At 52.4% G+C, this 22,075-nt stretch carries 19 protein-coding genes and 1 pseudogene; 8 read left to right on the top strand and 12 right to left on the bottom strand.

Features of this window, described 5'->3' with window-relative positions:
- Positions 1 to 188: 188 nt before the first annotated feature.
- A complete protein-coding gene (locus tag NDA02_RS24580) occupies positions 189 to 1,337 on the bottom strand; it encodes a GTP-binding protein (RefSeq protein ID WP_199296727.1) in 1,149 nt (382 codons plus the stop codon).
- Between the two features lie 135 nt (positions 1,338 to 1,472).
- Between NDA02_RS24580 and cysS the strand changes: the two genes are divergently transcribed.
- Positions 1,473 to 2,969, top strand: a complete 1,497-nt coding sequence (gene cysS, locus NDA02_RS24575; RefSeq protein WP_190793504.1) for a cysteine--tRNA ligase — start codon at positions 1,473 to 1,475, stop codon at positions 2,967 to 2,969.
- A gap of 232 nt (positions 2,970 to 3,201) precedes the next feature.
- On the opposite strand, the gene NDA02_RS24570 is transcribed toward cysS, so the two are convergent.
- Together NDA02_RS24570 and NDA02_RS24565 are read right to left on the bottom strand one after the other, a co-directional pair.
- A complete protein-coding gene (locus tag NDA02_RS24570) occupies positions 3,202 to 3,432 on the bottom strand; it encodes a hypothetical protein (RefSeq protein WP_190793503.1) in 231 nt (76 codons plus the stop codon).
- Positions 3,433 to 3,495: 63 nt separating this feature from the next.
- On the bottom strand, positions 3,496 to 4,287 hold the full coding sequence (locus NDA02_RS24565) for a YdcF family protein (protein WP_190793502.1): 792 nt from the start codon (positions 4,285 to 4,287) through the stop codon (positions 3,496 to 3,498).
- A 289-nt stretch (positions 4,288 to 4,576) separates the two neighbouring features.
- Here NDA02_RS24565 and NDA02_RS24560 point away from each other — a divergent pair, with 289 nt between their 5' ends.
- The 4 genes from NDA02_RS24560 (at position 4,577) to NDA02_RS24545 (ending at position 8,496) form a co-directional block, all read left to right on the top strand.
- The gene (locus tag NDA02_RS24560; RefSeq protein ID WP_190793501.1) at positions 4,577 to 5,713 is read left to right on the top strand and encodes an aminotransferase class V-fold PLP-dependent enzyme; all 1,137 of its coding nucleotides are present in this window, start codon (positions 4,577 to 4,579) and stop codon (positions 5,711 to 5,713) included.
- A 35-nt stretch (positions 5,714 to 5,748) separates the two neighbouring features.
- Positions 5,749 to 5,943: a hypothetical protein gene (locus NDA02_RS24555; protein WP_190793500.1), complete on the top strand. Its 195-nt coding sequence runs from the start codon at positions 5,749 to 5,751 to the stop codon at positions 5,941 to 5,943.
- A 252-nt stretch (positions 5,944 to 6,195) separates the two neighbouring features.
- Positions 6,196 to 7,173 (top strand): cupin-like domain-containing protein, encoded by a 978-nt coding sequence (locus tag NDA02_RS24550; protein ID WP_199296726.1) that lies wholly within the window; start codon positions 6,196 to 6,198, stop codon positions 7,171 to 7,173.
- A 114-nt stretch (positions 7,174 to 7,287) separates the two neighbouring features.
- Positions 7,288 to 8,496, top strand: a complete 1,209-nt coding sequence (locus tag NDA02_RS24545; RefSeq protein ID WP_199296725.1) for an MFS transporter — start codon at positions 7,288 to 7,290, stop codon at positions 8,494 to 8,496.
- Positions 8,497 to 8,502: 6 nt separating this feature from the next.
- On the opposite strand, the gene NDA02_RS24540 is transcribed toward NDA02_RS24545, so the two are convergent.
- Positions 8,503 to 10,191, bottom strand: coding sequence for a GH3 auxin-responsive promoter family protein (locus NDA02_RS24540; protein ID WP_190793499.1), 1,689 nt, complete (start codon positions 10,189 to 10,191; stop codon positions 8,503 to 8,505).
- A 466-nt stretch (positions 10,192 to 10,657) separates the two neighbouring features.
- Between NDA02_RS24540 and NDA02_RS24535 the strand changes: the two genes are divergently transcribed.
- Both NDA02_RS24535 and NDA02_RS24530 read left to right on the top strand, forming a co-directional pair.
- On the top strand, positions 10,658 to 11,830 hold the full coding sequence (locus NDA02_RS24535) for an aromatic ring-hydroxylating dioxygenase subunit alpha (protein ID WP_190793498.1): 1,173 nt from the start codon (positions 10,658 to 10,660) through the stop codon (positions 11,828 to 11,830).
- Between the two features lie 314 nt (positions 11,831 to 12,144).
- Positions 12,145 to 13,428, top strand: coding sequence for an aminotransferase class I/II-fold pyridoxal phosphate-dependent enzyme (locus NDA02_RS24530; RefSeq protein WP_190793497.1), 1,284 nt, complete (start codon positions 12,145 to 12,147; stop codon positions 13,426 to 13,428).
- A gap of 272 nt (positions 13,429 to 13,700) precedes the next feature.
- On the opposite strand, the gene NDA02_RS24525 is transcribed toward NDA02_RS24530, so the two are convergent.
- On the bottom strand, positions 13,701 to 15,422 hold the full coding sequence (locus NDA02_RS24525) for a glycosyltransferase family 39 protein (RefSeq protein WP_348256121.1): 1,722 nt from the start codon (positions 15,420 to 15,422) through the stop codon (positions 13,701 to 13,703).
- Between the two features lie 195 nt (positions 15,423 to 15,617).
- On the opposite strand from NDA02_RS24525, the gene NDA02_RS24520 reads away from it, so the two are divergent.
- On the top strand, positions 15,618 to 15,995 hold the full coding sequence (locus NDA02_RS24520) for a DUF2237 domain-containing protein (RefSeq protein WP_190793496.1): 378 nt from the start codon (positions 15,618 to 15,620) through the stop codon (positions 15,993 to 15,995).
- Positions 15,996 to 16,053: 58 nt separating this feature from the next.
- Here NDA02_RS24520 and NDA02_RS24515 read toward each other — a convergent pair whose 3' ends face one another.
- From NDA02_RS24515 to NDA02_RS24485, 7 genes and pseudogenes are all read right to left on the bottom strand, one after another.
- Entirely contained in the window at positions 16,054 to 16,464 is a 411-nt protein-coding gene (locus NDA02_RS24515) for a DMT family transporter (RefSeq protein ID WP_190793495.1), read from the bottom strand.
- Between the two features lie 91 nt (positions 16,465 to 16,555).
- Positions 16,556 to 17,485: a 15-cis-phytoene synthase CrtB gene (gene crtB / locus NDA02_RS24510; protein WP_190793494.1), complete on the bottom strand. Its 930-nt coding sequence runs from the start codon at positions 17,483 to 17,485 to the stop codon at positions 16,556 to 16,558.
- Positions 17,486 to 17,626: 141 nt separating this feature from the next.
- Entirely contained in the window at positions 17,627 to 19,048 is a 1,422-nt protein-coding gene (gene pds / locus NDA02_RS24505) for a 15-cis-phytoene desaturase (protein ID WP_190793493.1), read from the bottom strand.
- A 211-nt stretch (positions 19,049 to 19,259) separates the two neighbouring features.
- Positions 19,260 to 20,903: an ATP-dependent DNA helicase RecQ gene (locus tag NDA02_RS24500; RefSeq protein ID WP_190793492.1), complete on the bottom strand. Its 1,644-nt coding sequence runs from the start codon at positions 20,901 to 20,903 to the stop codon at positions 19,260 to 19,262.
- Positions 20,904 to 21,141: 238 nt separating this feature from the next.
- Positions 21,142 to 21,657 (bottom strand): hypothetical protein, encoded by a 516-nt coding sequence (locus NDA02_RS24495; protein ID WP_190793491.1) that lies wholly within the window; start codon positions 21,655 to 21,657, stop codon positions 21,142 to 21,144.
- A gap of 67 nt (positions 21,658 to 21,724) precedes the next feature.
- Entirely contained in the window at positions 21,725 to 21,817 is a 93-nt protein-coding gene (locus NDA02_RS24490; RefSeq protein ID WP_347277908.1) for a DUF2805 domain-containing protein, read from the bottom strand.
- A 63-nt stretch (positions 21,818 to 21,880) separates the two neighbouring features.
- Positions 21,881 to 22,075: pseudogene (locus tag NDA02_RS24485) on the bottom strand (photosystem II q(b) protein); the annotation flags it as partial.

The following is a 22,075-nucleotide window of genomic DNA, read 5'->3' as shown; positions in this document are numbered from 1 at the left end:
CCCTATTCAGCAGGTTATCGCTCAAACCAATGGGACAAGATGCCCACTTTATCTTCAACAAAAAGGAAATAAATAAGGACAAAGGGTTAGATTCAGGGTCTTAAAGTGAAAATCGGGCAGGAAACTAACCCACCCGATTACTCCATTGGGGAAACTGCTATGCAGCGTGAATCGATTCCAGCAGTCAATTACTTGCCGAAGCCTTTGCCGCGACTTGAGGGAACACAGAAGCAGTCTTGAATCTGCTGGCGTAGCGTGTCGTGATCCAGATTTTGACCAATCAGCACGATCTGATTTTTCTTGGGACGATCGCCCCACTCTTCATCGTCAAGAGAGAATCGCTTGCCGCTGAGGTGGAAGATGTGACGCTTCGGGCTTTCGTCGAACCAGAGGATGCCTTTGGCGCGGAAGACCGAGGCAGGCAGCAGATTGTCGAGGAAGTTCTGGAATTTTTTGATGGCGAAGGGCTTGTCGCTCTCGATTGAGATTGAGGTGAAGCCGTCTACTGCCAGGTGATCGGAGTGGTGATGGTGGTGATCGTGGTCGTGGTCATGCTCGCAGTGTCCGTGGTCATGGTCGCAGGCGGAGTGGTCGTGATGGTCGTGGTCGTGATCGTGATCGTGGTGGTCGTGATCATGCGCGTGATCGTGTCCCTTCTCCTCGGGCGCGAAATACTTGTCGGACTCAAACAGGCCCACGCTGAGGATGAGCGGCAGCGGAACCTGAGCTTTTTTAGTGCGGAGAATTCTGGCTCCGTCTTTCACATCCCGGATTTTGACTTCCAGCAAATCGAGGTTTGCTTCATCGACCAGATCGGTTTTGTTCAGCAGAATGATGTCGCCGTAGAGAATCTGGTTGTAGGCTGCCTGGCTGTTAAAGAGATCAAGGCTGTAGTTCTCGGAGTCAACTACAGTGACGATCGAATCTAGACGAGTTAAATCGCGCAGTTCGGTTCCCAGGAAAGTGAGGGCGATCGGTAAGGGATCAGCCAGTCCGGTAGTTTCAACGACCAGGTAATCAATCTGATCGCGGCGTTCCAAAACACGGTAAACGGCTTCGACCAGATCGTTATTAATGGTGCAGCAAATACAGCCGTTGCTGAGTTCCACCATGTTATCGTCGCTGTTATCCAGGGTGATCAGCAGTTCGTTGTCAATGCCAATCTCGCCGAATTCGTTGACAAGAACTGCGGTTTTTAGCCCTTCCTGGTTTGTCAGGATGTGGTTGAGCAGGGTCGTTTTACCGCTTCCTAGAAATCCGGTAATAATCGTCACCGGAAGCCCGTGCTTGGCATTGTCCATCTTCAAGGGCGAATTTGTCGTGGCTGCTGATGTCATAACCCGTAGGAGAAAGCGTCAGAATAGGAAGGAAAGCTTGCAACGTGACATCCTTTTCTGGAATGCTGACGGTTGCGAATGCCTCTTTTCCTTATTATTGCTGATTTCCTCAAAGATGAGGTTTAACAGATACTTATGACTCTAACGCTGTATAACACCCTAACCCGACGCAAAGAACCGTTTGAGCCGATCGAACCCGGTAAGGTGAAGATGTATTGCTGCGGCGTGACGGTGTATAACTACAGCCACCTGGGTCATGCCCGAACCTATGTAGTGTGGGACACGATGCGGCGATATTTGCGCTGGCGCGGCTACGAGGTGCGCTATGTGCAGAACTTTACTGATATTGACGACAAGATTCTGAACAGGGCGCGAGAAGAAGGCTCGACGATGCAGGAAGTTGCCGATCGCTACACGCAAGCCTACTTTGAGGATATGCGGCGGCTCAACATTCTGGAGGCAGACGAGTACCCGCGTGCGACCCATACGCTAAACGGTATTAAGCGACTAATTCACGAACTGGAGCAAAAGGGCTTTGCCTACGCCGCCGAAGGCGATGTCTATTACAGCGTGCGGAATTTCGCGGAATACGGCAAGCTGTCTGGGCGCAGGTTAGAAGATATGCAAGCAGGCGCAAGCGGTCGAGTAGAGGCTGATCCCGATGCCCAAAAGAAAAAAGACCCATTTGACTTTGCCCTGTGGAAAGCCGCAAAGCCGGGAGAACCCGCCTGGGAATCAGATTGGGGATCGGGTCGTCCGGGATGGCACATCGAATGCTCAGCAATGGTGCGCGAGTGCTTCGCAGATGCCGGTGGTAAAGAATTGGGGGAGACGATCGACATTCACATGGGCGGCGCAGACTTAATCTTTCCGCATCACGAAAACGAAATTGCGCAGTCGGAGGCGGCAACCGGGCATCCCTTAGCCCGCTATTGGCTGCATAACGGAATGTTGAACGTGAGCGGCGAGAAGATGTCAAAATCGCTGGGAAATTTTACGACGGTGCGCGCACTGCTAGATTCCCCAAACGCGCCTGATCCGATGGCAGTTCGCCTGTTCTTGCTGCAAGCTCAGTATCGCAAACCGCTCGACTTTACCGAAGAAGGCTTGACCTCGGCGACGAATGCCTGGGAGACGCTCACCGAGGGACTGCTGTTTGGCTTCAAGCACGGCGAGTCTGTGGGCTGGACAGATACGCAGGATTCCGCGTTTGGCGACCCGGCAGCGATGCGAATTCCCGATAGCGAAGCCGTGAAGCAGTTTCAGGCGGCAATGGACGATGACCTGAATACGGCGGGCGCAATGGCGGTAATTTTCGATTTAGCCAAGGAGCTTCAAAAAGAGAGCAATCGCCTGGTTCACGATGGCAAAGCCTTGTCCGATGCACAAACCCTGCGCGAACAGTGGCAAACCCTGGTCTGCCTCGCCCAAATTTTAGGACTGGAGGCAAAGCCCGTTGAGGAAACGATCGCCATTGACCCAGCTCAAATCGAGTCGCTGATTGAACAACGGCAGGCAGCGAAAAAATCGAAGAACTTTGCCGAAGCCGATCGCATCCGAGATGAACTGAAGGCTCAAGGCATTGCGCTGGTGGATAAACCGGGCGGTGTTGTGGAGTGGCACAAGATTTGATCAGATATTACTCAGATATTACAGGGAGTGAAGCGATCGCCATGACCCCGCTACTCCAACAGCTCATAGACCAGCCGACTGGAATCCGAGGAGCGTGGGAGAAGTTCAAACTGATCCAGCGGGCATGGGTAGGATCTTCAGGAGGGTGACTAGTCTATCCCGATGGAATTCTCGACCTTGTCAAAAGCAGTCCGCGCCTTTCGCCGAGAGATTTTAACCATGGCACAAGGAGCTAGCGATTCCTCCAGCCGTAGAACCAGCCGATGATACTGGGTTCACCCTGCATCTTTTCGAAGTCGCGCCGATTTTCTGCGGCAACCCGGGCATACCAGAGGCAGTGCTGTTCCCACTCTTCGCGCGATTGAACTTCGTGATAGAACTGGTGGGTGGTTTGATAGACAGTGAAGACTTCGGCAACGTCTGCCTGGGGTGTAGGGATGATGTGATGGGGAAACTCAGACATAGGAGCAGGGGGGATCGGGGGTTCTTTTAGCGTAACGGTTCTGGTAGTAAGCGACCAGTTGCCCTAGAGCCAGCCCCGCAATCGATAAACCACGATGCCGATGTATTCTTTCAAGGCACGGGTAAAGCCGTAGAGACCATCAATGTCGGGCAGCAGGCTGAGCAGTCTGGCTTCGCTGCTTCCGTTAGCGGCAGCAAATTCCTGGTCAGCAATGAGAAAGTCGGTGGGGGCAGGAAGGGCTTCGATTCCTAACTTTTTGAAGATCTGAATCGATCGCGGCATGTGCATTGCAGACGTAACCAGCAAAATTCGATTAATGCGGCGCGACTGAAGAAGCTGCTTTACATTTACAGCGTTTTCGCGAGTGTTGAGCGAAGTAGGATCTTGAACGATCGCCGACCTGGGAACCCCTAACGCTTCGACCAACTTTGCCATATCTGCCGATTCAGGATCGCCGCCGCCCTGCCAGGAAATTCGTCCGCCGCTGAGGATCACCAGAGGAGCTTTGCCCTCCAGATATAGCCTTGCTCCATGAATCGGTCGATCGCCTGCCTCCATGACATCAATCCAGGGGCGGGGTGGACTTTGGGACTTGGTGGCACCGCCTAAAACAACGATCGCCTCTGCGGTGGGCAGGTTTGCGGGCGGAAGATACTGCTGTTCAAGCGATCGAACCAGAGCGGCGGAAACCGATCGATTGCTGGTAAGCAGGAGCAGAGCCAGAGCAAGCCCAATACAGCCTGCGGTCAAGCGGGGACGTTTCCAGACCGTAAACAGAGCGATGATCAGCAAAAAGCAGGACAGTCCGAGCGGGTAAATCAGCAGCGGCAGCAGTTTAGAGAAGAAAAGAAACATGGCAACTGAAAGGTAGGAAAAGGACAGGAGGTGCAAGGGGAATTGGCTGCTTCGCAGTTCTCCCGAAGGGGAATCGCGCTAGTCTAAAGCTTCAGAGGACGTTTGAGCCGCGATACCCCTAATCCGAACCGCCTCCTCGCTCCCTAATTCGGAGGGGAACCGAGCCAACTTCGCTCTCGTTCAAAATTTCTTGAAGTTGGGAGAGCTAAGGGGCAATCCAGGATATCTGCTACTCCTCAAACATCCTCTCAGCAACGCCTGATTGTCTACCCTAATTCAGACCAATTTCATGAATATTGAAACCCTCGCCGTTCATGCGGGTCGATCGATCGATCCTGCCACTAAAGCCGTAACGACTCCTTTGTATCTCTCTACGACCTTTGAGCGAGAGCCAGACGGCAGCTATCCGCATGGATTTCTCTATACGCGCATGGCGAGTCCTAATCGAGAAATGCTGGAAGAGTGTCTTGCTGCGCTGGAAGCTGGAGCGGCGGCGGCGGCGTTTTCTTCGGGGTCTGCTGCCACGATGAGCGTATTTCAGTCGCTTGCGCCAGGGGAGCATGTGATTGCGCCGCTGGATGCTTATTCGGGGACAACCGCATTGCTCAAGACCGTGCTGATTCCGTGGGGGTTAGAAGTTTCGTTTGTGGATTTGACGGACCTGGCTCAGGTGCAGCAGGCGGTTCGCTCTAATACAAAGCTAATCTGGACGGAAACGCCCTCGAACCCGATGCTGCGAATTACAGACATTGCGGCAGTGGCAACGATCGCCCATCAGCACGGCGCGATTTGTGTTTGTGACAATACCTGGGCGTCTCCGGTGCTTCAGCGACCGTTTGAGCAGGGGGCGGATTTAATTATTCATTCCACGACGAAATATTTGGGTGGACATAGCGATGTGCTGGGAGGTGCGGTCGTGGCGCAAGCGAACGACGATCGGTTTGGGCGAATTCGTCAGATCCAGATCACAGGTGGGGCGGTAGCGGCCCCGTTTGACTGCTGGCTAGTTCTGCGGGGCATTCAAACCCTACCTTATCGAATGCGGGCACATTCGGAAAATACGATGAAAGTGGCAGTTGCGCTGGCTCAGCATCCGGCAGTCGAAGCGGTTCATTATCCAGGGTTAGCTGAGCATGAGGGACATTCGATCGCCAAAAAACAGATGCGCGACTTTGGCGGGATGCTGTCTGTGCAGGTGAAAGGCGGCAGAGCAGCGGCGTTTGCAGTGGCGGCGGGGGTGAAACTTTTGACGCGGGCGACCAGTCTGGGAGGAGTTGAAAGTCTGATTGAACATCGTGCCTCGATCGAAGGGGCAGGAACCCAAACACCAGAAAATTTGCTGCGATTGTCGATCGGCTTGGAAAACCCTGATGATCTGGTGGCTGACTTGACACAAGCCCTCGATCGCGCTGTGGTAGAAAAATAAGGGCATGGCGAGGAGTTGAGCGGGAGCAAAGCTGAGTGATAAACGGTGCAGTCAAAACCGCCGGGAATGCGATCAGCTCCTGGCTGGAAGAGAAGGCAGCAAAGCAATCTTTGATTGGAGATTCGGTATTTTTCAGCAAAGCGCATTTTCCCTGGACGGAGGAACTGGAGGCAAACCGGCAGACCATTCGGCAGGAATGCGATCAGGTAATGGGAAGGAAATTCCCCTAATCTCGCTTAAAAAAGGGGAACGAAATGTTTCTGGGCGTTGTTTTGCAATCGATTAAGCGGATGGATTAAGTTAACAAACTCAGTTAACAAATCAAGTTAGAAATTAAGTTAATTGTTTCAAACTCTCCCTTTTTGGGAAAATTTTAAGAGAATTTCGATCGCCCTTCTACTTACCCTAAACCTGTTCAAATCTATTCCCTGGTATCGCTCGATCGCTAGCTAATTTTACGAAGTGAGTTGCCACATTTTCTTATGACAGCGAACCGTACCCAATCTATTGATATCTCTAAGTTCAGTCGATCGATCGCCAGAGTTGCTATCTCTGAGCTGAGAGGCGATCGCTTTTTTGAGAAGTATAAGAAACCAGGAATTCCAGTTGTTTTGACTGGGGTATTTCAGCCCGATACCGACTGGAATATCGACTATCTTTCCCATTTGCTAAGCGATCAGGAATTTGTGCTGCGCTACTACGGCAAAGCGCGATATCAGCAAGATAAACGCCAGTGGACAAGCATTGGCAGCGGCGTTGCACCCCAAACGAAACCATTTCTGGAATACGCAGAGCTATTACAGAGCGGCGAAGCGTACGAGCAGGATATTTACCTGGCAAAATGCCCAATTCACGATACGCCCTTGATCGAGACAGAGGCGATCGAAGACTACAAAACTGCGATGAATCAGATCGGCTTCACTCAGCCTGCTAGCACAATGAACCTTTGGGTAGGACCAGGAGGTCATGTTGAGTCGCTGCACTATGACGTGATGGATGGGACGCTGATTCAGCTTCATGGCTCGAAGCGCGTGGTCTTGTTTCCTCGATCGCAGCTCAGCAACCTTTATCCGTTTCCGTTTTATGTGCATTTGTGGCACGGTTTGAGGTTGCGATCGTGGTTTAGCCAGGTGTATCCCGATCGTCCAGATTATGAAGCGTTTCCTAAACTTAAAGCGGCGATGCAGCACCGGATCGAAGTGATTTTGAATCCAGGCGAAGTGCTTTACATTCCAGCAGGGTGGTGGCACGAGATCTCGGCCCTGGGCGATGAAATGGTGTGTTCGGTGAATCGCTTCTGGCGGGTGTATCCAACTCCTCGTGCCGTCTTCTTCTGGGGACGCTGTCGGGGCTATCTGGGATCGGTTTGTGCGGTTCCTCATACGATCGGCAGCCTGATCGCAGCTCTGTTTCGACCCGATCGCCAGCAGCGGATTCGGCAAATTTTGCAAATGCTCTAGCGTTGTCGGATTACGGCACATTTAAAAAAAACTCGTCATAATCGCAGCAGTGTTCTCCCGCTTGCCGGGAAACAGTTCTGACAATCTGACAACGACTCTCCCATTCCTTCTGGCATGACGAACGTAAACCCCTTTTCTCTAGGCTGGATTCAGCGTCACTACCGGCTGATTGTTTTGCTGACTGCTGGATCGTTAGCCGTCATGCCCGGAGCGGTGATTGCGCCTGTTTTGCCGCAAATTGTACAGCAGCTTGCCCTCAGCAAAACCCTCGCAGGCTATCTTGTGAGTGCCCATTATCTGACGGTGGCACTATGCAGTCCGGTACTGGGAATTCTTGCCGATCGCCTGGGACGAACCAGAGTGCTGATCGGGTCACTGCTGGCATTTTCGATCGCTGGGATTGCGGGAGCCTGGACGACCAGCTTTTTGCCGATGTTGACCACTCGCGCCCTGCTGGGAGCCGCTACAGGAGGCATTGCCGCCGCCAGCCTGGGACTGCTGGCACAGATGTATCCCGATGAACAGGCGCGATCGCGGGCAATTGCTTACGCTTCGACTGCGCTAACGCTGGCAAACATTGTCTACCCACTGATGTCCGGCTGGACGGGAGCGCAAAACTGGCGGTCTGCTTTCTATCTATACGGTTTAGGGGTTCCACTTGCGCTGCTTGCGCTGCTGTTTCTACGCGAGGGCAAAGTCGCGCCAAGGGCAGCCAAAGCCGCTCAACAAAAAAATCTGGCGCAAGTGCTGCTCCGCCAGCCCCAAGTTCTACGTCTGTTGCTGACGCTGGGTATTACCGCCGCCACCGCTTTCGCTGCTGTGATTTATCTGCCGCTGCACCTGACCACCACGCTCGGCACAAGCACGATTGATAACGCCCTGGTACTGGCATCTCAGGCGATTGGAGCAGCCTTGAGTTCTGCCCTTGTGGTCAGTCGGCTGCATCGTCGCTTTGGCATAGTTGCCGCGATTCCGCTCGGCTTAGGACTGCTTGCCCTTGCTGCTGTGCTTATCCCGCAGGCTCAAGCATATTCCCTTTTCATTCCCCTTGCGTTTCTGTTTGGCGCAGGCTTGGGGATTGCCGTTCCCAGCCATTATGCAGCTCTGGCAACCCTGGCTCCGCTTGAACTTCAGTCCAGCATTTTAGCGATCGCCACCGGGACAAACTTTTTAGGACAGTTTCTTTCTCCAACGCTCTATGGTGTGGTGATTCAGCAAAGTGGTGTCGTGAGCGTGTTTTATGCAGCGGCGATCGTTGCTTTGATAATGGGCGGATTTTGGGTGCTCATGAGTCGCTCTAAATCAGATATTCCAGTGAAATAATAACCCCTACCACTGAACCTCCTCGATCACCACTAAACCCGCCAGAAACTGCCGATCCTCACTCAAATGCGGAACCTTTAGCGTCGTATCCGATGCTCCCCGCAATAACTGCCGCTGCCGCACGATCGCAAAACTCCCCGGAGCCAAAATTCGAAGGAACGGGGGCGGAACCTCAGCCGATCGCACTGTCGCGTAGGGATGGTTAAATTTTCCTAAAAGGCGATCGAAGTGATGCAAAAATTCCTGCGCCTGAGCCAGTGTTTGACCCGGAGCCAGTTCGATATTGAGCAAATAGCGAGCCGGAAACTCGCAATCGGATAGCGTCACGCAAAAATCATCCAGCGTCAAACCAAACTCTTGCTGAAGCAGTTGCAGCGTTTGCGCCACATGAAATTCCGTGGTTTTCTCAGTTGTAGAAGAAAGTAGCCCGCCGCGCCGATGCCGAAACACAATCATGGGCGTATCTTCCAGAAAACCCACCACCTGAATCACATCGCCAATGTCGTAGCGATACACGCCGCTATAGCTAGTGACTAGAATTCGGTAATATTCGCCCACCTTCAACTCAGAAGCCAGCAGCGTTTTCGGTTCTGCCGCCTCCCATTGATCGGAGGGAATGAATTCATAGAAGCCGCTGTCAAGTGCCAGCACCGCACCATCCTGGTTGAAACGGGTATAGACCGCAAACGTGCCTTCGGCTGTTCCATACACGCTACCAAACACAGGTGTATCACCAAAGTATTGGGGAAATCGCTCAAAGTAGAAGTCCGATGTGCCGCCTCTCGCCGTGCCGATAAACGAGAACTTTGACCAGACCGCTCTGGGCGTGAGTCTGCCTTCGGATCGCAGAATCGATCGCAGTTCTTCAGCACGTTCTGGATTCGATCGCCAGCGTTTCTCTAAATTCGATCGAATCTCTGGTGCAAGCTCCAGCCAGGGAGCAATCGTGCCTTTGGCAATGTCCTCGATCAGGCTTTCAGCGTTCTCCTCCAGAATGCGGCAGATTCGCAAAATCGACATGGGAAAATTCGATGACATTCCCCGCACCTGCGGATTCGCCAGCGCAAACAGAATACAAGCATAGTGACGGCTGAGGCTATCGCCAACTTCCATTGCCGCAAACGGCTGAACAAATGCCAGCTCACACAGTCGGCGATTCATTCGATAGCTGCCCACTGTTACGGGACCGTAGGGAATGCCTGCGGCAGTGCGCCCCTGAAGCTTCACTGAATTAGTAGACAGCAGTTTGCCAAAATGCACCGGAGGCTTGTTCTGTCTGCGCTGTTCCTCGATTGCCTCAAAAATAAACCCAAAACTCGCCGCGTTTGCTTTGCCCAACGATCGCTGAAATCGCCGCGTCACCGGAACCATTTTCTGCTTGCCCGTGGTGCCGCTCGTCAGGTTGATATACACCACCGGGTCAGCGGTCAGCACATTTGGTTCCCCATTAGCGATGCGCTGCATCAACGGCTCATAGTCCTCATACGACCAAATCGGCACGCGATCGCGAAACTCATCGATCGATCGCACCTCCCCCAGCCCAAACTTTTGCCCCAGTTCTGTGTCCTGCTGCACGCGCAGGAGCGTTTGCAGATAGGTATCTTGTGCGGCGATCGGGTCACGCGCCTGATGAATTAGCTTGGCTTTAGCGGCTGCACCGTAGGCTTTGAGCAAGGGCAAAACGAGGGTATTCATTCAGTTTGTCTTTCGCGTTGTTTGCAGTCTGTTTTAGGGTGGGCTGGAGAACCAGATTTTACAATGATGCTGTTTGACACTGCTGTAAGGTGATTCTGAAGCCCGAGGCGATCGAGTCTAGAAAATCCGGGAGTCTGAAGAAGATGCGTGAACCGTTACGACTTCCCGATCCGCCCGCTTAGGGTGTGTTTAAATCCCCGATGATTCCCCCTAATTCTCTTGCATTAACCCGTGAACCATTAACCCCATGAGACGAACGATTTCGCTCCAGGTTGCATCCCTTAGAAACCGGCCAGAAACCTATCAGTCGATCGACTCGTCATACCGATCAGTATGATGATGACTTGCATCCGCTTCAAAAATGGTTCACAATCCATCCGAAGGGGCTAAAAAGACAAGTAATTCTACTCAGTCTAAGTGGGTCATCTCGTCCGATCCCCTGTTGCTCATGGTGTAGGGTACGCTCATGGAACTGGCGACAACGCTGAAAGGTCAGACGGTTCAAAACAAAATTCGTGAGGTTGGTATCAATCCCAACCACTGGTATCCGGTTGCCTGGTCGCATGAACTGGAGCGGAGTCGGGTCATTCCGGTGCGGGTGTGGCAGCAGCCGATCGCCGTTTATCGGGATGCAGAGGGTCAGGTTTATGCCCTGGAAGATGCCTGTCCGCACAAAGGAATTGAGCTGCACCAAGGCGAGGTGACGGGCGATCGCTTGGTCTGTCCCTATCACGGGTGGGAGTTTAGCCCCCAGGGAGATTGCGTCAACATTCCCTATTTGCCGAAGGGTCAAAAATTGCCCTGTGCCCAGGCACGCAGCTATCCCGCTCAAGAGAAGTACGGCATCGTCTGGGTTTTTCCGGGCAACCCGGTACTGGCAACCGAACGATCGCTGCCCGAAGTGCCCGAATACGACGATCCCAACTGCTTGATCATTCCGATTACGGGACGGTTTCAGGCACACTTCTCGATCTGCAACGAAAACACGATGGATGTGTTCCACGGCTTTTTGCATCGCAATCTGCAAGGCTGGTTTGATCCCGTTTTGCTAAAGCTGCGCGAATCGGAAGGCTCGATCGAGGCACAGTATCGTGTTTCTTATCGCGGCTTTTTGTCGAAGTTTTTGGGGCTCAGTGCCGACAGCGATGGCGTGACCCAGCGAGTGGTGACGATTCAGTATCAATATCCCCACTACCACAGCACGATGGAAGGGGTGTCGTCGCTGTATTTGATGCGGCTTCCGGTGAGTCCAACTGAGACCCGATCGTTTTCGATGCTCTGTTTGCCGCTGGTCAGGCTGCCGAAATGGTTATTGCGATCGCTTAAGCCTGTAGCAGTGCCGCTTGTACGTCGTTTCCTGTTTATGCAGTTTCTAGAGCAGGACGTGGAGATGATGGAAAGCGAGCAGCGCAACTATCGGCTGAATTCGCAGCGTCGCTATGTCGAAATTAATCCGGCAATCATTGCGCTTCAGCGCGTGATCGTCCGTCAATATGAGCAATTCATCCAACAATCGGAGGAATCGCGCCTGGAGGCTGAACGCCTGTCCCAGGCTGGAGAGTCTGGAGCGGTTTCAGGAGCTTTGCAGGAGGCGAATTCCACCCCTGCGGCACAGCCCGCACCTACGGTGACGTATTAGCAGCGAGGTTTAAGCGAACTGTGCCTGTCTTGCAACTGTACCAACCGCCGCTCTACAAACGTTTAATTAGTGGCACTTTTGACTATAAACTTTCTTTAAGCCAAAGAAGGTTGATTAAAGCGCAGGAGCGATGGGCAGAGGCAACTTTTCGATTGATCGATCGGTCAAGGATACGTGTCAGTATTATGAATCAGTCAATCCCGCTTCCTGCCAGGGTTGAACTTGAAACACAAGGTTCGATCGGGTTCAGCGAATCTCAACTGAACTCAAGGACATGCATTCACAACAACGAATTGAGGTGAGGGGAGTTAACTGTGCGAGTTGTTAAGGAATACGTTCAACGCTGGTATGAAAGTGGTCTAGACCCTGATGAATACATCTGTCACGGCAGCAAAGCGGGGAATCTAGTTGAAATCGAAGAGGCGGCAACAGGCATTCGCCGTACCGTCCTGACCTTCTGCACCAACGATGTACTGGGACTGGTTCAAAACAAGGCTGTGCAGCAGGCGGCGATCGATGCGGTTCTCCAATACGGCACGTCAAACAGCTCTTGCTCGGTGCTAAGCGGTCGAATTGACCTGCATCGGCAGCTCGAAGACGAAATTTCTGCCTTCAAGCATCTGCCCCATACGCAGCTTTTCCTAAATGCGTGGATGGCAATGCAGGCGTTAATGGATGCCTTCTGTCATCTGGCGATTCCGGTTCCGGGGTTCCAAAACACCCGCGAAACCCTGATCATGACTGACATTCTCAACCACGGCTGCATCGTTTCCGCCCTGGCAAACGCCGGAACCCGATCGGGCAAAATGTTTGGCCACAGCCCCAGAGTACGGGTGCGGGCGTACCGTCACTGCGATATGGCAGATCTGGCACGGAAATTGCAGCGGCATGCTCGCCCAGACGATCGCATTATGGTCGTTTCCGATGCGGTCTTCTCAATGGACGGCGACATTGCTCCCCTGCCGGAAATGATCGACATCCTCGCGAATTATGAGGACAGTGTTCTAGTGATGGATGAGGCTCATGCCAGCGGCGCACTGGGCGATCACGGTGGCGGCATTTACGATTACTTCGGCATTTTGCCCCAGCACGCGATCGACAAAGGGGTGAATCCGCTGATTATGACCACCTTCTCGAAGTTCGCTGCGTCTGCTGGAGCCGCTATCAGCACTCACAGTGCTGAGCTGAAGCCACTTCTGAATGTTTCGCCGACTTCGATCGGTACAATTTCCCTTCCCGCTCCAACAACAGCAGCAGCACTAGAAAGCATTCGTCAGGTGCGCCAAAATCCGGCTCTGGTGAAGCGGCTCCACGAGAATACGAGCTATCTGCGGGCAAGACTGGTCGAGCATGACTTTGAGGCGATCGGCGAAACCAACGTCGTTCCCGTGGTGCTGCCGACTGACATTAACCCGAAGCACTTCGCCCGGCAGCTCATGTATGAACATGGCATTTGGGTATCGCCGATCTGGTTCATCGCCAAGCCGCGTTTGCGAATTACTGCCAATGCTCTGCACACCCGCGAAGAAATTGACAAGCTGGTGGCAGCGATGATGGCAGTGCGTGAGGCGCTTTATAAGACGACGATCAGCGCGTAAGCTCCTTAGGGTTGGTACTGCCTACCCTTAGCTTTAGGCATCGAATCGTTGCTTTCTAAGCAGCCTAGTCGCATCAACGCAGATCAAACGATGTAATCATATTTCGTCTTTTACTAGGGCGGGGTTAATCCCTGCCCTTACTAATTTCTGGGGTTTGCAGTATTTGCGTTGTTAGGATCTATCCCTGCTGTAGGTTAGTTTGAGGGAGAGCATCTAGCTCAGTTCGTTTATCAGGCGATCGTCAGGCGATCGAATGTAAGCCAAACAGAATTTTATTCCTGACGCGAGCGACAGCGAAAAAGCTGATAAGGAAAGCCAACCCGATGAAATTCTTCTGGATCAACGGGACAAAGAGCTTTGCGATTGGGAGTTGCCGGATTAGACAACCGCAGGCGAGACGGATAATCTTTGGTTCGCATTCCGGGAGACGCAACGACCCAGAGATTGAGCGGCATCGGCAAGGGCTGAGCAAGCTGGGGCAGGGTGCGCCAAACCTGACTGTATCCCTGAGTCCGATCGACAAAGGCAAATCTCACGCGGTCATTGACTAGATCGGGCGGAAACTGCTTGCGAAGTTCCAGGGCAAAGCTGAGTCCCAAGGCAATTTCCTGCGGCGATCGATAGCTAACCATAGCCACCAGCGATTGGTCTGGTTCAAATGCCATGTCCTGAGCGACGCGTGTCGGACGGTAAGACTTTTGAAAAGCAAAACCGTTCACCACCAGTAAACTGCTAAGCAGCCCAACAATGAGTAGAACGATCGGTGTAGCGCGATTTGAAGTCTTGTCTCTCTGATCTTGCCCACCAATTAAAACGGCTCCTAATAACGCACCCATCGCCGGATAGTAAACGAAGTTATAGCGGGGAACAATGGTCAGATCCTTGTCGAGCAGATAGACGATCGCAAAAAATTCCAGCAGCACAAAGCCGACAAATCCACTCAGCAGCAGCAGCGGCGGACGAACAAGCTGATTTCGCCATTGCCGTCGAATTCCTTTCACAATTTGCCATCCTAGCCAGAGGGCAAAAATTAACCCAATACTGCCGAAAAAGTAAACGATCGAGTCTGGCTGTTCCTCGATCGGCAGGGCAATCACCATCAGCAGCCAGCCTACCAGCGTTTGATACAGCGGCGCGATCCGATCAGTCCAATCTGGCTTGTAGGGAATGAGCCAGTCGGTTTCGGGACGACTCAGGTGACTGAGAAAGATCGGAAACCAGGGCAGATAGCCCGCCCCCAGCGCAAGAATGCCTGACCCCAACCCTACCCAGTGACGGCGCAGAATCTCGCGTCGCTGCCAGAACATCCAGAGGGCGATCGTTCCAATCTGGGCAATCAGCGCAAGCAAACAAAAATAGTGAACGTACAGCCCGATCAGGTTAATTCCCGTCCAGCTTATCCAAAGCCAGGGTGTAAAGGTACGGGGCGACTGCTGAATCTTGACCAGCATCACCAGAGCCAGCGTGATGAGCAGCATGGGCAGCGTGTAGTGACGAGCTTCCTGCGACAGGTAAACCGCGAACGGCGAAACTGCCATTAGCGCAGCCCCAAACCAGGCAGCCGCAGGCGAAAACGCGACTCGATTTAGCCAGTAAAGTGCGGCGATCGATCCCACTCCAAATAGGGCAGGCAGCGATCGAATTGCCCAGACCCAGTTGCTCGAATTGGGCTGAAGCCAGGCTAGCCAGTGATAAATCAGGCAAAAGAACAGCGGTGGATGCACCGATTCGTGCACCAGGGTTTGAGTAATCTGCGGACAGGACACCCCCGATCGAAACGAAAAAATCTGCTCCAGATCCGTCAGCGAAAAAAAGACATTCAACGGCACATCTGCCGAACTTTTGCCCATCGTAAATAGGGCAGTCAGCACTTCATCCAGCCAGAGCGGTTTCGCATCAAGGTTCCAGAAGCGTAGCCCCAAGCCCAACAGCAGAATTAGCGTCAGCAGCAGGGCTGAATTCACTTTGCTGGTACTGAACTCTTTTAGGCGCACGGTTGCCGGCTTCCTGACGCGATCGATCTTTTTCAGTTTACGGGGTTGCGATACGGTTTAGAGAATGTTTGAAAATTGGCGAGTTCTTTTCCCTTAACGCTGATGCGATCGCTCAGTGACTTCAAAGGGGAACTGCTTCGCACTACTTTTCAGTTTCTATAAACTGTAAGAAATAGAAAAACTTTGGAACTCATCATGGCAAACGCAAGCAACGTATTGGGAACTCCACTGCAACTCTGCTGCACTTCCCCCATAACCGGATACTACCGCGACGGCATGTGCAGCACTGGAGCAGGCGATGTGGGGGCGCATGTGGTTTGCGCTCAAGTGACAGCAGAGTTCTTGCAGTACACCCAATCTCGCGGCAATGACCTGTCTACGCCAATGCCGATGTTTAACTTTCCCGGACTGAAGCCGGGCGATCGCTGGTGCCTGTGTGCCTCGCGCTGGAAAGAAGCCCTGGATGCAGGCGTTGCGCCGCCCGTGGTGCTTGCCTCAACCCATGCTTCTGCACTGGAATACGTGTCGCTGAACGAACTAAAGCAGCACGCGATCGATCCAGAAGCCGTTTAGTCCTTTGATAATTAGTAAATCCTTAATTAAAAATTAAAGGTCTAAGCCAGGGCAGTGCTCAGGCAGCAACCAAAATCACCGACAGTAATGCCAGCCCAATGCCAACGGCTTGCCGAAAGGTAATCGCCTCATGCAAAAAGAAATGGGCTAAGCCGAGCGTCACTGCCGGATAAAGGGCAGATAGGGTCGCAACCAGCGTTACGGGTCCATGCACGACTGCCTGGAGGAAGCAAAATGCCCCTCCTGCACCGAGCAGCCCGGTCATCATTGCCAAAGGAATACCTAACGGGTGAAGCTGTGGGCGAAACTGAAGTCCTGCGAGGGTGATTGCACCCAGTAGCAAACCACCCGCGACTTCAAAGATAATCGCGCTGCTGGGTGCTAGATAGCGGGTTGTCAGCTTGGGCAAAAAACCCCAAAATCCCCACAGAAAAATGGCGGCGGTCGTGGGTAAAATCCACTCTTTCATAGGTTTTGAATTACTCCAGGTCAGGCAATTCATCCATTTGATTGAATTAGCCTGATCCACAAAGAACTTTCTTACCCTAGCGCAAGCACCGCTATAGCACTTCTGCCTTCAGCTTCGAGATGGGCAGGTACAGCATCTTTTGCCACCCTGGTACATAAGCCCGCTTGCGAAACACATCATACTGATTTCGCTCGATCGCATTCAAAATCCCGCGATACAGCATCAGGGCAGACCATACTGGGAATCGAGCATCAGGGCTGAGTTGACTAATTCCCGATTCAGCTTCGGCAAAAAACTTGCGGGCACGCTGAATTTCGTATTTCATCAGGGCACGCCAGCGATCGTCCACAACGAAGTTAAACAAGTCTTTTTCGCTGTAGTTAAATTGCTCCAGGTCTTCCAGCGGCAGATAGATTCGTCCCCGACGGGCATCTTCTCCTACGTCCCGAAGAATATTCGTCAACTGGTTCGCAATGCCCAGTGCGACTGCCTGAGGTGTAGGATTATGCTGCGGTTTGCCCTGATCCCAGGGAGCAGTTCCGTGACGAGTATCAACTCCCATTACCGGGGTCGTCATCAAGCCAACGGTGCCTGCTACCCGATAGCAGTAAAGCTCTAGTTCTTCAAAGGTTTCATAGCGCGATCGATACAGATCCATTCGCTGGCCGGCGATCATGTCGCGAAAGGGCTGAATCGGAATCGGAAAGCGATCGAGCGTATCGACCAGAGCCACATCTACATCTTCGAGCGGCTGTCCGGTAAACAGAGTTTCTAGATTGCGCTCCCAGTGATCCAGCGTCTCCTCGGTGGTTAACGCCGCACGAGGACCATCGACCAGTTCGTCGGTGCGCCGACACCAGACATAAATTGCCCAGATTGCGTGGCGCTTTGCCTCAGGCATCAGCAGAGTACCGAGGTAGAACGTTTTGGAATACTCTGCCGTAATCCGACGACAGATTTCGTAGGAGACCTCTAGAGGAGTTAGGGCAGTAACACGGGGAGATTCAGGCAGTTGCAGCATTACATCGCAAGCTGAGGGTTGACTTCGGCGCAGGAACTTCGGAGCGATCAGCTATCAGCTATTCTCCTACGGAGGTGCAACAAAATTGGCGGCAGTTTGGGAAATTTGCGAGGATTTGTTCGCTATCTGCTGCCAGGGTGCTTAAACAGAAGCAGTAAGCTCTAATTTTGCTGCAGTTTGCTCCAGTTCAGACTGTCGATCGACAATCGCTTGAGCCGTCAGTTTACCAGATAATACTGCTCCTTCCATACTGGCAAGGTATCGCTGCATTGTATAACTGCCCGACAGGAAAAAGTTTGCAATTGGGGTTGCCTGATCCGGGCGATATTCCTGCCGTCCGGGAGTTGACTTATAAACCGATCGCGGCGTTTTCACGACCCTCGATTTCAGCAGTCTGGCAGAATCTTCTGTACCAAAGTGATCAGGGAAGAGTCGATGTAGCTCTGCCATTGTTGCCGCTACGATTTCTTCGTCTGATTTGTCGATCCAGTCCTTTGCCGGAGCCAGTACCAGTTCCAGCATCGAGCGATCGGGATTCTCGTATTCGCGGCAGGTGTTGCTCATATCGGCATAAACGCTAAGCAGCGAAGAGCGCGAAAACAGCAAGTTATCGATATCGGTCAGCTTGCGATCGAACCACAAATGCAGGTTGATCACGGGTACACCTTCCAGTCCATCGAGCTGTTTGAAGTAGTCTACAGACCTCCACGGCTGCGGCAGCAGGGCTTTTAGCACATCTACCGACATTGCAGACACATAGGCATCGGCAGTCACAACTTCATCGGATGCACCTTCCAGTCCGCGAATCAGAAAATCCTTTACCGTGCCGTCGGCATTGAGGCGAATCTCCTTCAAGGGCTTCTTGAGCAAGACCTGACCGCCCCGTTCGGTGATGTAGTCTACCATGGGCTGACAAAGCCGCTCGGTTGGCGAACCGTCCAGAAACGCCATTTTTGAGCCGTACCGCTCCTGCAAAAAGCGATTCATTGCTGTGAGAATGATCGTAGAAGAAATCTCATCGGGTCCGATAAAGTTTAGCGACTTAGACATCGCGATAAAAATCTCTTCGTTCACCCGCTCTGGAATCTTGTGCTTTTGCAGCCATTCAGTCCAGGAATATTTGTCCATTTCCTCGACGTATGTCTGACCGCGCAGCATCACGGGAACTAAGCCGATCGCAAACTTGATCTTTTCCTCCCAAGTCAGCATATCGTTGTTGCGGAGGATGGCGGTAATGCCGTTCCAGGGAGCTGGAATATCAGGGAAGTCGAAGCGAGAATACACTCCCGGATTATCCGGCTGATTCATAATCAGTGAATGCTCTTTCCACTGAAGTCGGTCTTCGATGCCCAGCTCCTTTAATAGCTGCAACATATTGGGATATGCACCGAAAAAGATGTGCAGTCCAGTTTCGTACCAGTCGCCGTCTTCATCTTTCCAGGCGGCAACCAATCCACCCAGCACATCCCGACTTTCAAACACGATGGGCGTATGACCTGCATCCACCAGGTATTTGGCACAAGCCAAACCTGCTAGCCCTGCTCCTGCGATCGCAACACGCATTGAACGCTCTACCCTTTGGAGTACTCACTGCCTCATTATTATACGTTGCAGAATGTTACGTTTAGCGGGCAGCGGAGCGAATCCTGAAGGAAATCTGAAATCAATGCAGAGTGCGATCGTCACAGGTTATCAGGCTCTTGTCCTGTAATGAGTACTAATGATAAGTACCAAGGATGAATACCTAATCACGAATGACCAATAACGAATGACGCTAAGACTTGTCTAACCGAACGAGCAGCCGCCGCAGCACGGCAATTTCAACGCCCAACGTTTTATAGCCTACGCGATCGAACAAAACGACTACTTTATCGCCCTCGTAGCGCATCACCGTACCCACACCCCAAGATTTATGCACGACCTGACTGTTAACCGGATAAGGCTGACGGTCCGAGTCCTCGATAATCACTCCGTTCTTGCAGTTGTCGCAGTTGTCGCAGGGCTTCTGGTACTCCTCGCCAAAATAGTTGAGCAAATATTCCCGCCGACAATCCTGCACTTCAGCATAGCTTCGCATCATTTCTAGGCGCGATTTCTCGAACTGTCGCTGTCTTTCCTGCCCCTCAACGGCGGCTGCGGCTGCAACTTCCAAGTCTTCTACTTCCTCACTGACCGCCACTTCTCCTGTTGGCAGAGTTTTAACTGCGCCTACTGCGTTGAGGTGACTGAGAGCTGTTTTTAGCTTGCCCTGAGATAGCTCGGTTTGCTCCTGGAGTTCCTTAGGGGTAACGGGTTCATCCTGCTCCTGAAGTATTTCTGCAACCTGCTTCACCTCTTCGGTTTCTAAATGTCCACCGCTTGCAAAAAATCGGCGCAGCCTCAAATCATCAGGATTGTAGAACAGGATAATTTCTGCGGGGTCGCCATCTCGTCCTGCCCGTCCGATTTCTTGGTAGTAGGAGTCGATCGAATCACTAATATTGGCATGAAACACAAACCGCACGTTTGGCTTATCCATGCCCATGCCAAAGGCAGTTGTTGCGACTAAAACGTCAATTTCGTCTTGCATAAATGCGGCTTCGGTCTGAGTTCGATCGCTCGATTTCATTCCGGCATGATAAAAACTCGATCGCAGCCCAACTTCCTGAAGCTTCTGGGCAATTTCCTCAGTGTGCTTGCGGGTTGCCGCATAGACAATTCCTGGCTTCGCTGCCTGCCGAACACAACTGATGAGCGCGTCCTGTTTTTCTGCCTCATCGTCGAACCGACGCACGTCTAAATACAAATTGGGGCGATCGAACCCACGCACAATTACTGCCGGATTCTTCATGCCGAGTCGCTGCATAATTTCTTCCCGTACTGGAGGCGCAGCCGTTGCCGTTAGTGCGAGAACGCGTGGATGCCCCAGTGCCTCGATTACCGTTCCCAGCCGCAAATAGTCCGGGCGAAAGTCATGTCCCCAGGAACTCATGCAGTGCGCTTCGTCTACCACAAACAGCGACGGCTGTGCTGCCTGAAGCTGCTCTAGCGTTTCGGGATTGTTAAACTGTTCTGGAGCCAAAAACAGAAATTCCAGGTCGCCCTGCTTAAAGTTCTCAAATGCTTCTTGGCGATCGGATGGCTTCACGGCTGAGTTAACCACTGCTGCGGCTCCCACATCCTGCTGGGCGATCGACTGCATCTGATCCCGCTGGAGCGCAATTAAGGGCGATACGACCACTGTCGCTCTGGGCATTACTGAGGCAGCAAGCTGATAAATTGCAGACTTTCCCGCTCCGGTAGGCATAACTGCCAGCGTGTCGTGTCCGTCTAAAACTGCCTGAATTGCCATTTCCTGACCAGGTTTCAGCTTGTCGTAACCAAAACGCTGCTGCGCGATCGAATTCAGTTCCCCAAGATTCAGCTTTTTCCTGCCCATGTGCTATCTACTGCCATTGCCATTTAAAATTTGACGCATCACTGAAAACAGGAAATTTCACGCGACATACAGCCATAGAAATCTCTGGATGTTTTATCGGATCGGTGTCCTGGCAACCCAATTTGGATGGGCATGACAATCACCCCACCAGGGATTTAAAGAAGTTGCACATCGAGTGATTTGAGTTTTCGGATGAGCGTAGTCGTAAGATAGCGAAACTCAACCACAGCACATATCGTTACTTGGAGAGATCAGCCGTCTTCAGGCTCTCTTCACAGGGAAGAGTCGCTCGCTGGAGTGCCCACAATATTCCAGTCGCGATCGTACTGCTGAACAGCATCAAACCGATTTGCGGTTTCCCTAAAATAGCGCAGCTCAAACTTGCCAACCCCAGGACGATCGCTAATCCTCTGGCGTAAGCTAACATTCGTCGCGCAGCTTGCTGAGCCTCGGTCACCCGCTTTAGCAAATCGGCATCTTTGCCTAAATATTCCGAAGCGTGCAGCAAATGCTGGTTTGCCTGATACTTCACCAGATCGAGCTGATAGTAAGTGCCCAGTTCACGATCGCGCAGATTGGCTACAGAATTCAGCCCAAACCGCTTTGCGTGAGCGATGGCTGTCCGAACCTGCTGCTTGGTCGCGCAAGGACGCAGAGCCTCAAACACGGATTCTCGATACACGCCCGTCTTTGCCATTTCGAGAATTTGCTCGCTGAGTTCCGATACAGAGAGGCGGCGCGTGATTCCGTTCATAAGCATGTAAGCAGGATGTTCAGGGTTCTATCCTAGCCCTCTTTGTACTGGTTTTGTACTGCTTATTCTATTTCTGGTTATCAGATTTAAACCGTTCCACCATAAACGATCGCTGTTGAGCATGTTTGGTTTTGCGTCTACTCACGCGCTTGCACCACATCATCTATAAACCAAAAAGACACCCTCCTTGAGGAGAGTGCCTTGATTGCTAAGCAGCGAGAGCTTAACCGTGGATAGCGGGAGCGGTGACTGCAACAGGAGCAGCCTCACCCGCAGCCAGGTCGAGCGGGAAGTTGTGAGCATTACGCTCGTGCATCACTTCCATGCCCAGGTTCGCCCGGTTCAACACATCCGCCCAGGTGTTCACCACCCGTCCCTGCGAATCCAGAATGCTCTGGTTGAAGTTGAAGCCGTTCAG

Origin of the sequence: Leptolyngbya sp. ST-U4 (assembly GCF_039962215.1) — a bacterium.
GTDB lineage: Bacteria > Cyanobacteriota > Cyanobacteriia > Elainellales > Elainellaceae > Leptolyngbya_A.
The sequence above is the reverse complement of the archived record's forward strand: the minus strand, read 5'-3'. Positions and strand labels throughout refer to the sequence as shown.

What these genes read in the sequence shown, in the direction of transcription:
- NDA02_RS24520 (WP_190793496.1), top strand. Translation starts at nt 15,618, where the DNA reads ATGGCAAACGCAAGCAACGTATTGGGAACTCCACTGCAACTCTGCTGC.
- NDA02_RS24515 (WP_190793495.1), bottom strand. Translation starts at nt 16,464, where the DNA reads ATGAAAGAGTGGATTTTACCCACGACCGCCGCCATTTTTCTGTGGGGA.
- NDA02_RS24535 (WP_190793498.1), top strand. Translation starts at nt 10,658, where the DNA reads ATGGAACTGGCGACAACGCTGAAAGGTCAGACGGTTCAAAACAAAATT.
- NDA02_RS24570 (WP_190793503.1), bottom strand. Translation starts at nt 3,432, where the DNA reads ATGTCTGAGTTTCCCCATCACATCATCCCTACACCCCAGGCAGACGTT.
- NDA02_RS24560 (WP_190793501.1), top strand. Translation starts at nt 4,577, where the DNA reads ATGAATATTGAAACCCTCGCCGTTCATGCGGGTCGATCGATCGATCCT.
- NDA02_RS24495 (WP_190793491.1), bottom strand. Translation starts at nt 21,657, where the DNA reads ATGAACGGAATCACGCGCCGCCTCTCTGTATCGGAACTCAGCGAGCAA.
- NDA02_RS24580 (WP_199296727.1), bottom strand. Translation starts at nt 1,337, where the DNA reads ATGACATCAGCAGCCACGACAAATTCGCCCTTGAAGATGGACAATGCC.
- NDA02_RS24500 (WP_190793492.1), bottom strand. Translation starts at nt 20,903, where the DNA reads ATGGGCAGGAAAAAGCTGAATCTTGGGGAACTGAATTCGATCGCGCAG.
- NDA02_RS24540 (WP_190793499.1), bottom strand. Translation starts at nt 10,191, where the DNA reads ATGAATACCCTCGTTTTGCCCTTGCTCAAAGCCTACGGTGCAGCCGCT.
- pds (WP_190793493.1), bottom strand. Translation starts at nt 19,048, where the DNA reads ATGCGTGTTGCGATCGCAGGAGCAGGGCTAGCAGGTTTGGCTTGTGCC.
- crtB (WP_190793494.1), bottom strand. Translation starts at nt 17,485, where the DNA reads ATGCTGCAACTGCCTGAATCTCCCCGTGTTACTGCCCTAACTCCTCTA.
- NDA02_RS24545 (WP_199296725.1), top strand. Translation starts at nt 7,288, where the DNA reads ATGACGAACGTAAACCCCTTTTCTCTAGGCTGGATTCAGCGTCACTAC.
- NDA02_RS24550 (WP_199296726.1), top strand. Translation starts at nt 6,196, where the DNA reads ATGACAGCGAACCGTACCCAATCTATTGATATCTCTAAGTTCAGTCGA.
- NDA02_RS24565 (WP_190793502.1), bottom strand. Translation starts at nt 4,287, where the DNA reads ATGTTTCTTTTCTTCTCTAAACTGCTGCCGCTGCTGATTTACCCGCTC.
- NDA02_RS24490 (WP_347277908.1), bottom strand. Translation starts at nt 21,817, where the DNA reads ATGTGGTGCAAGCGCGTGAGTAGACGCAAAACCAAACATGCTCAACAG.
- cysS (WP_190793504.1), top strand. Translation starts at nt 1,473, where the DNA reads ATGACTCTAACGCTGTATAACACCCTAACCCGACGCAAAGAACCGTTT.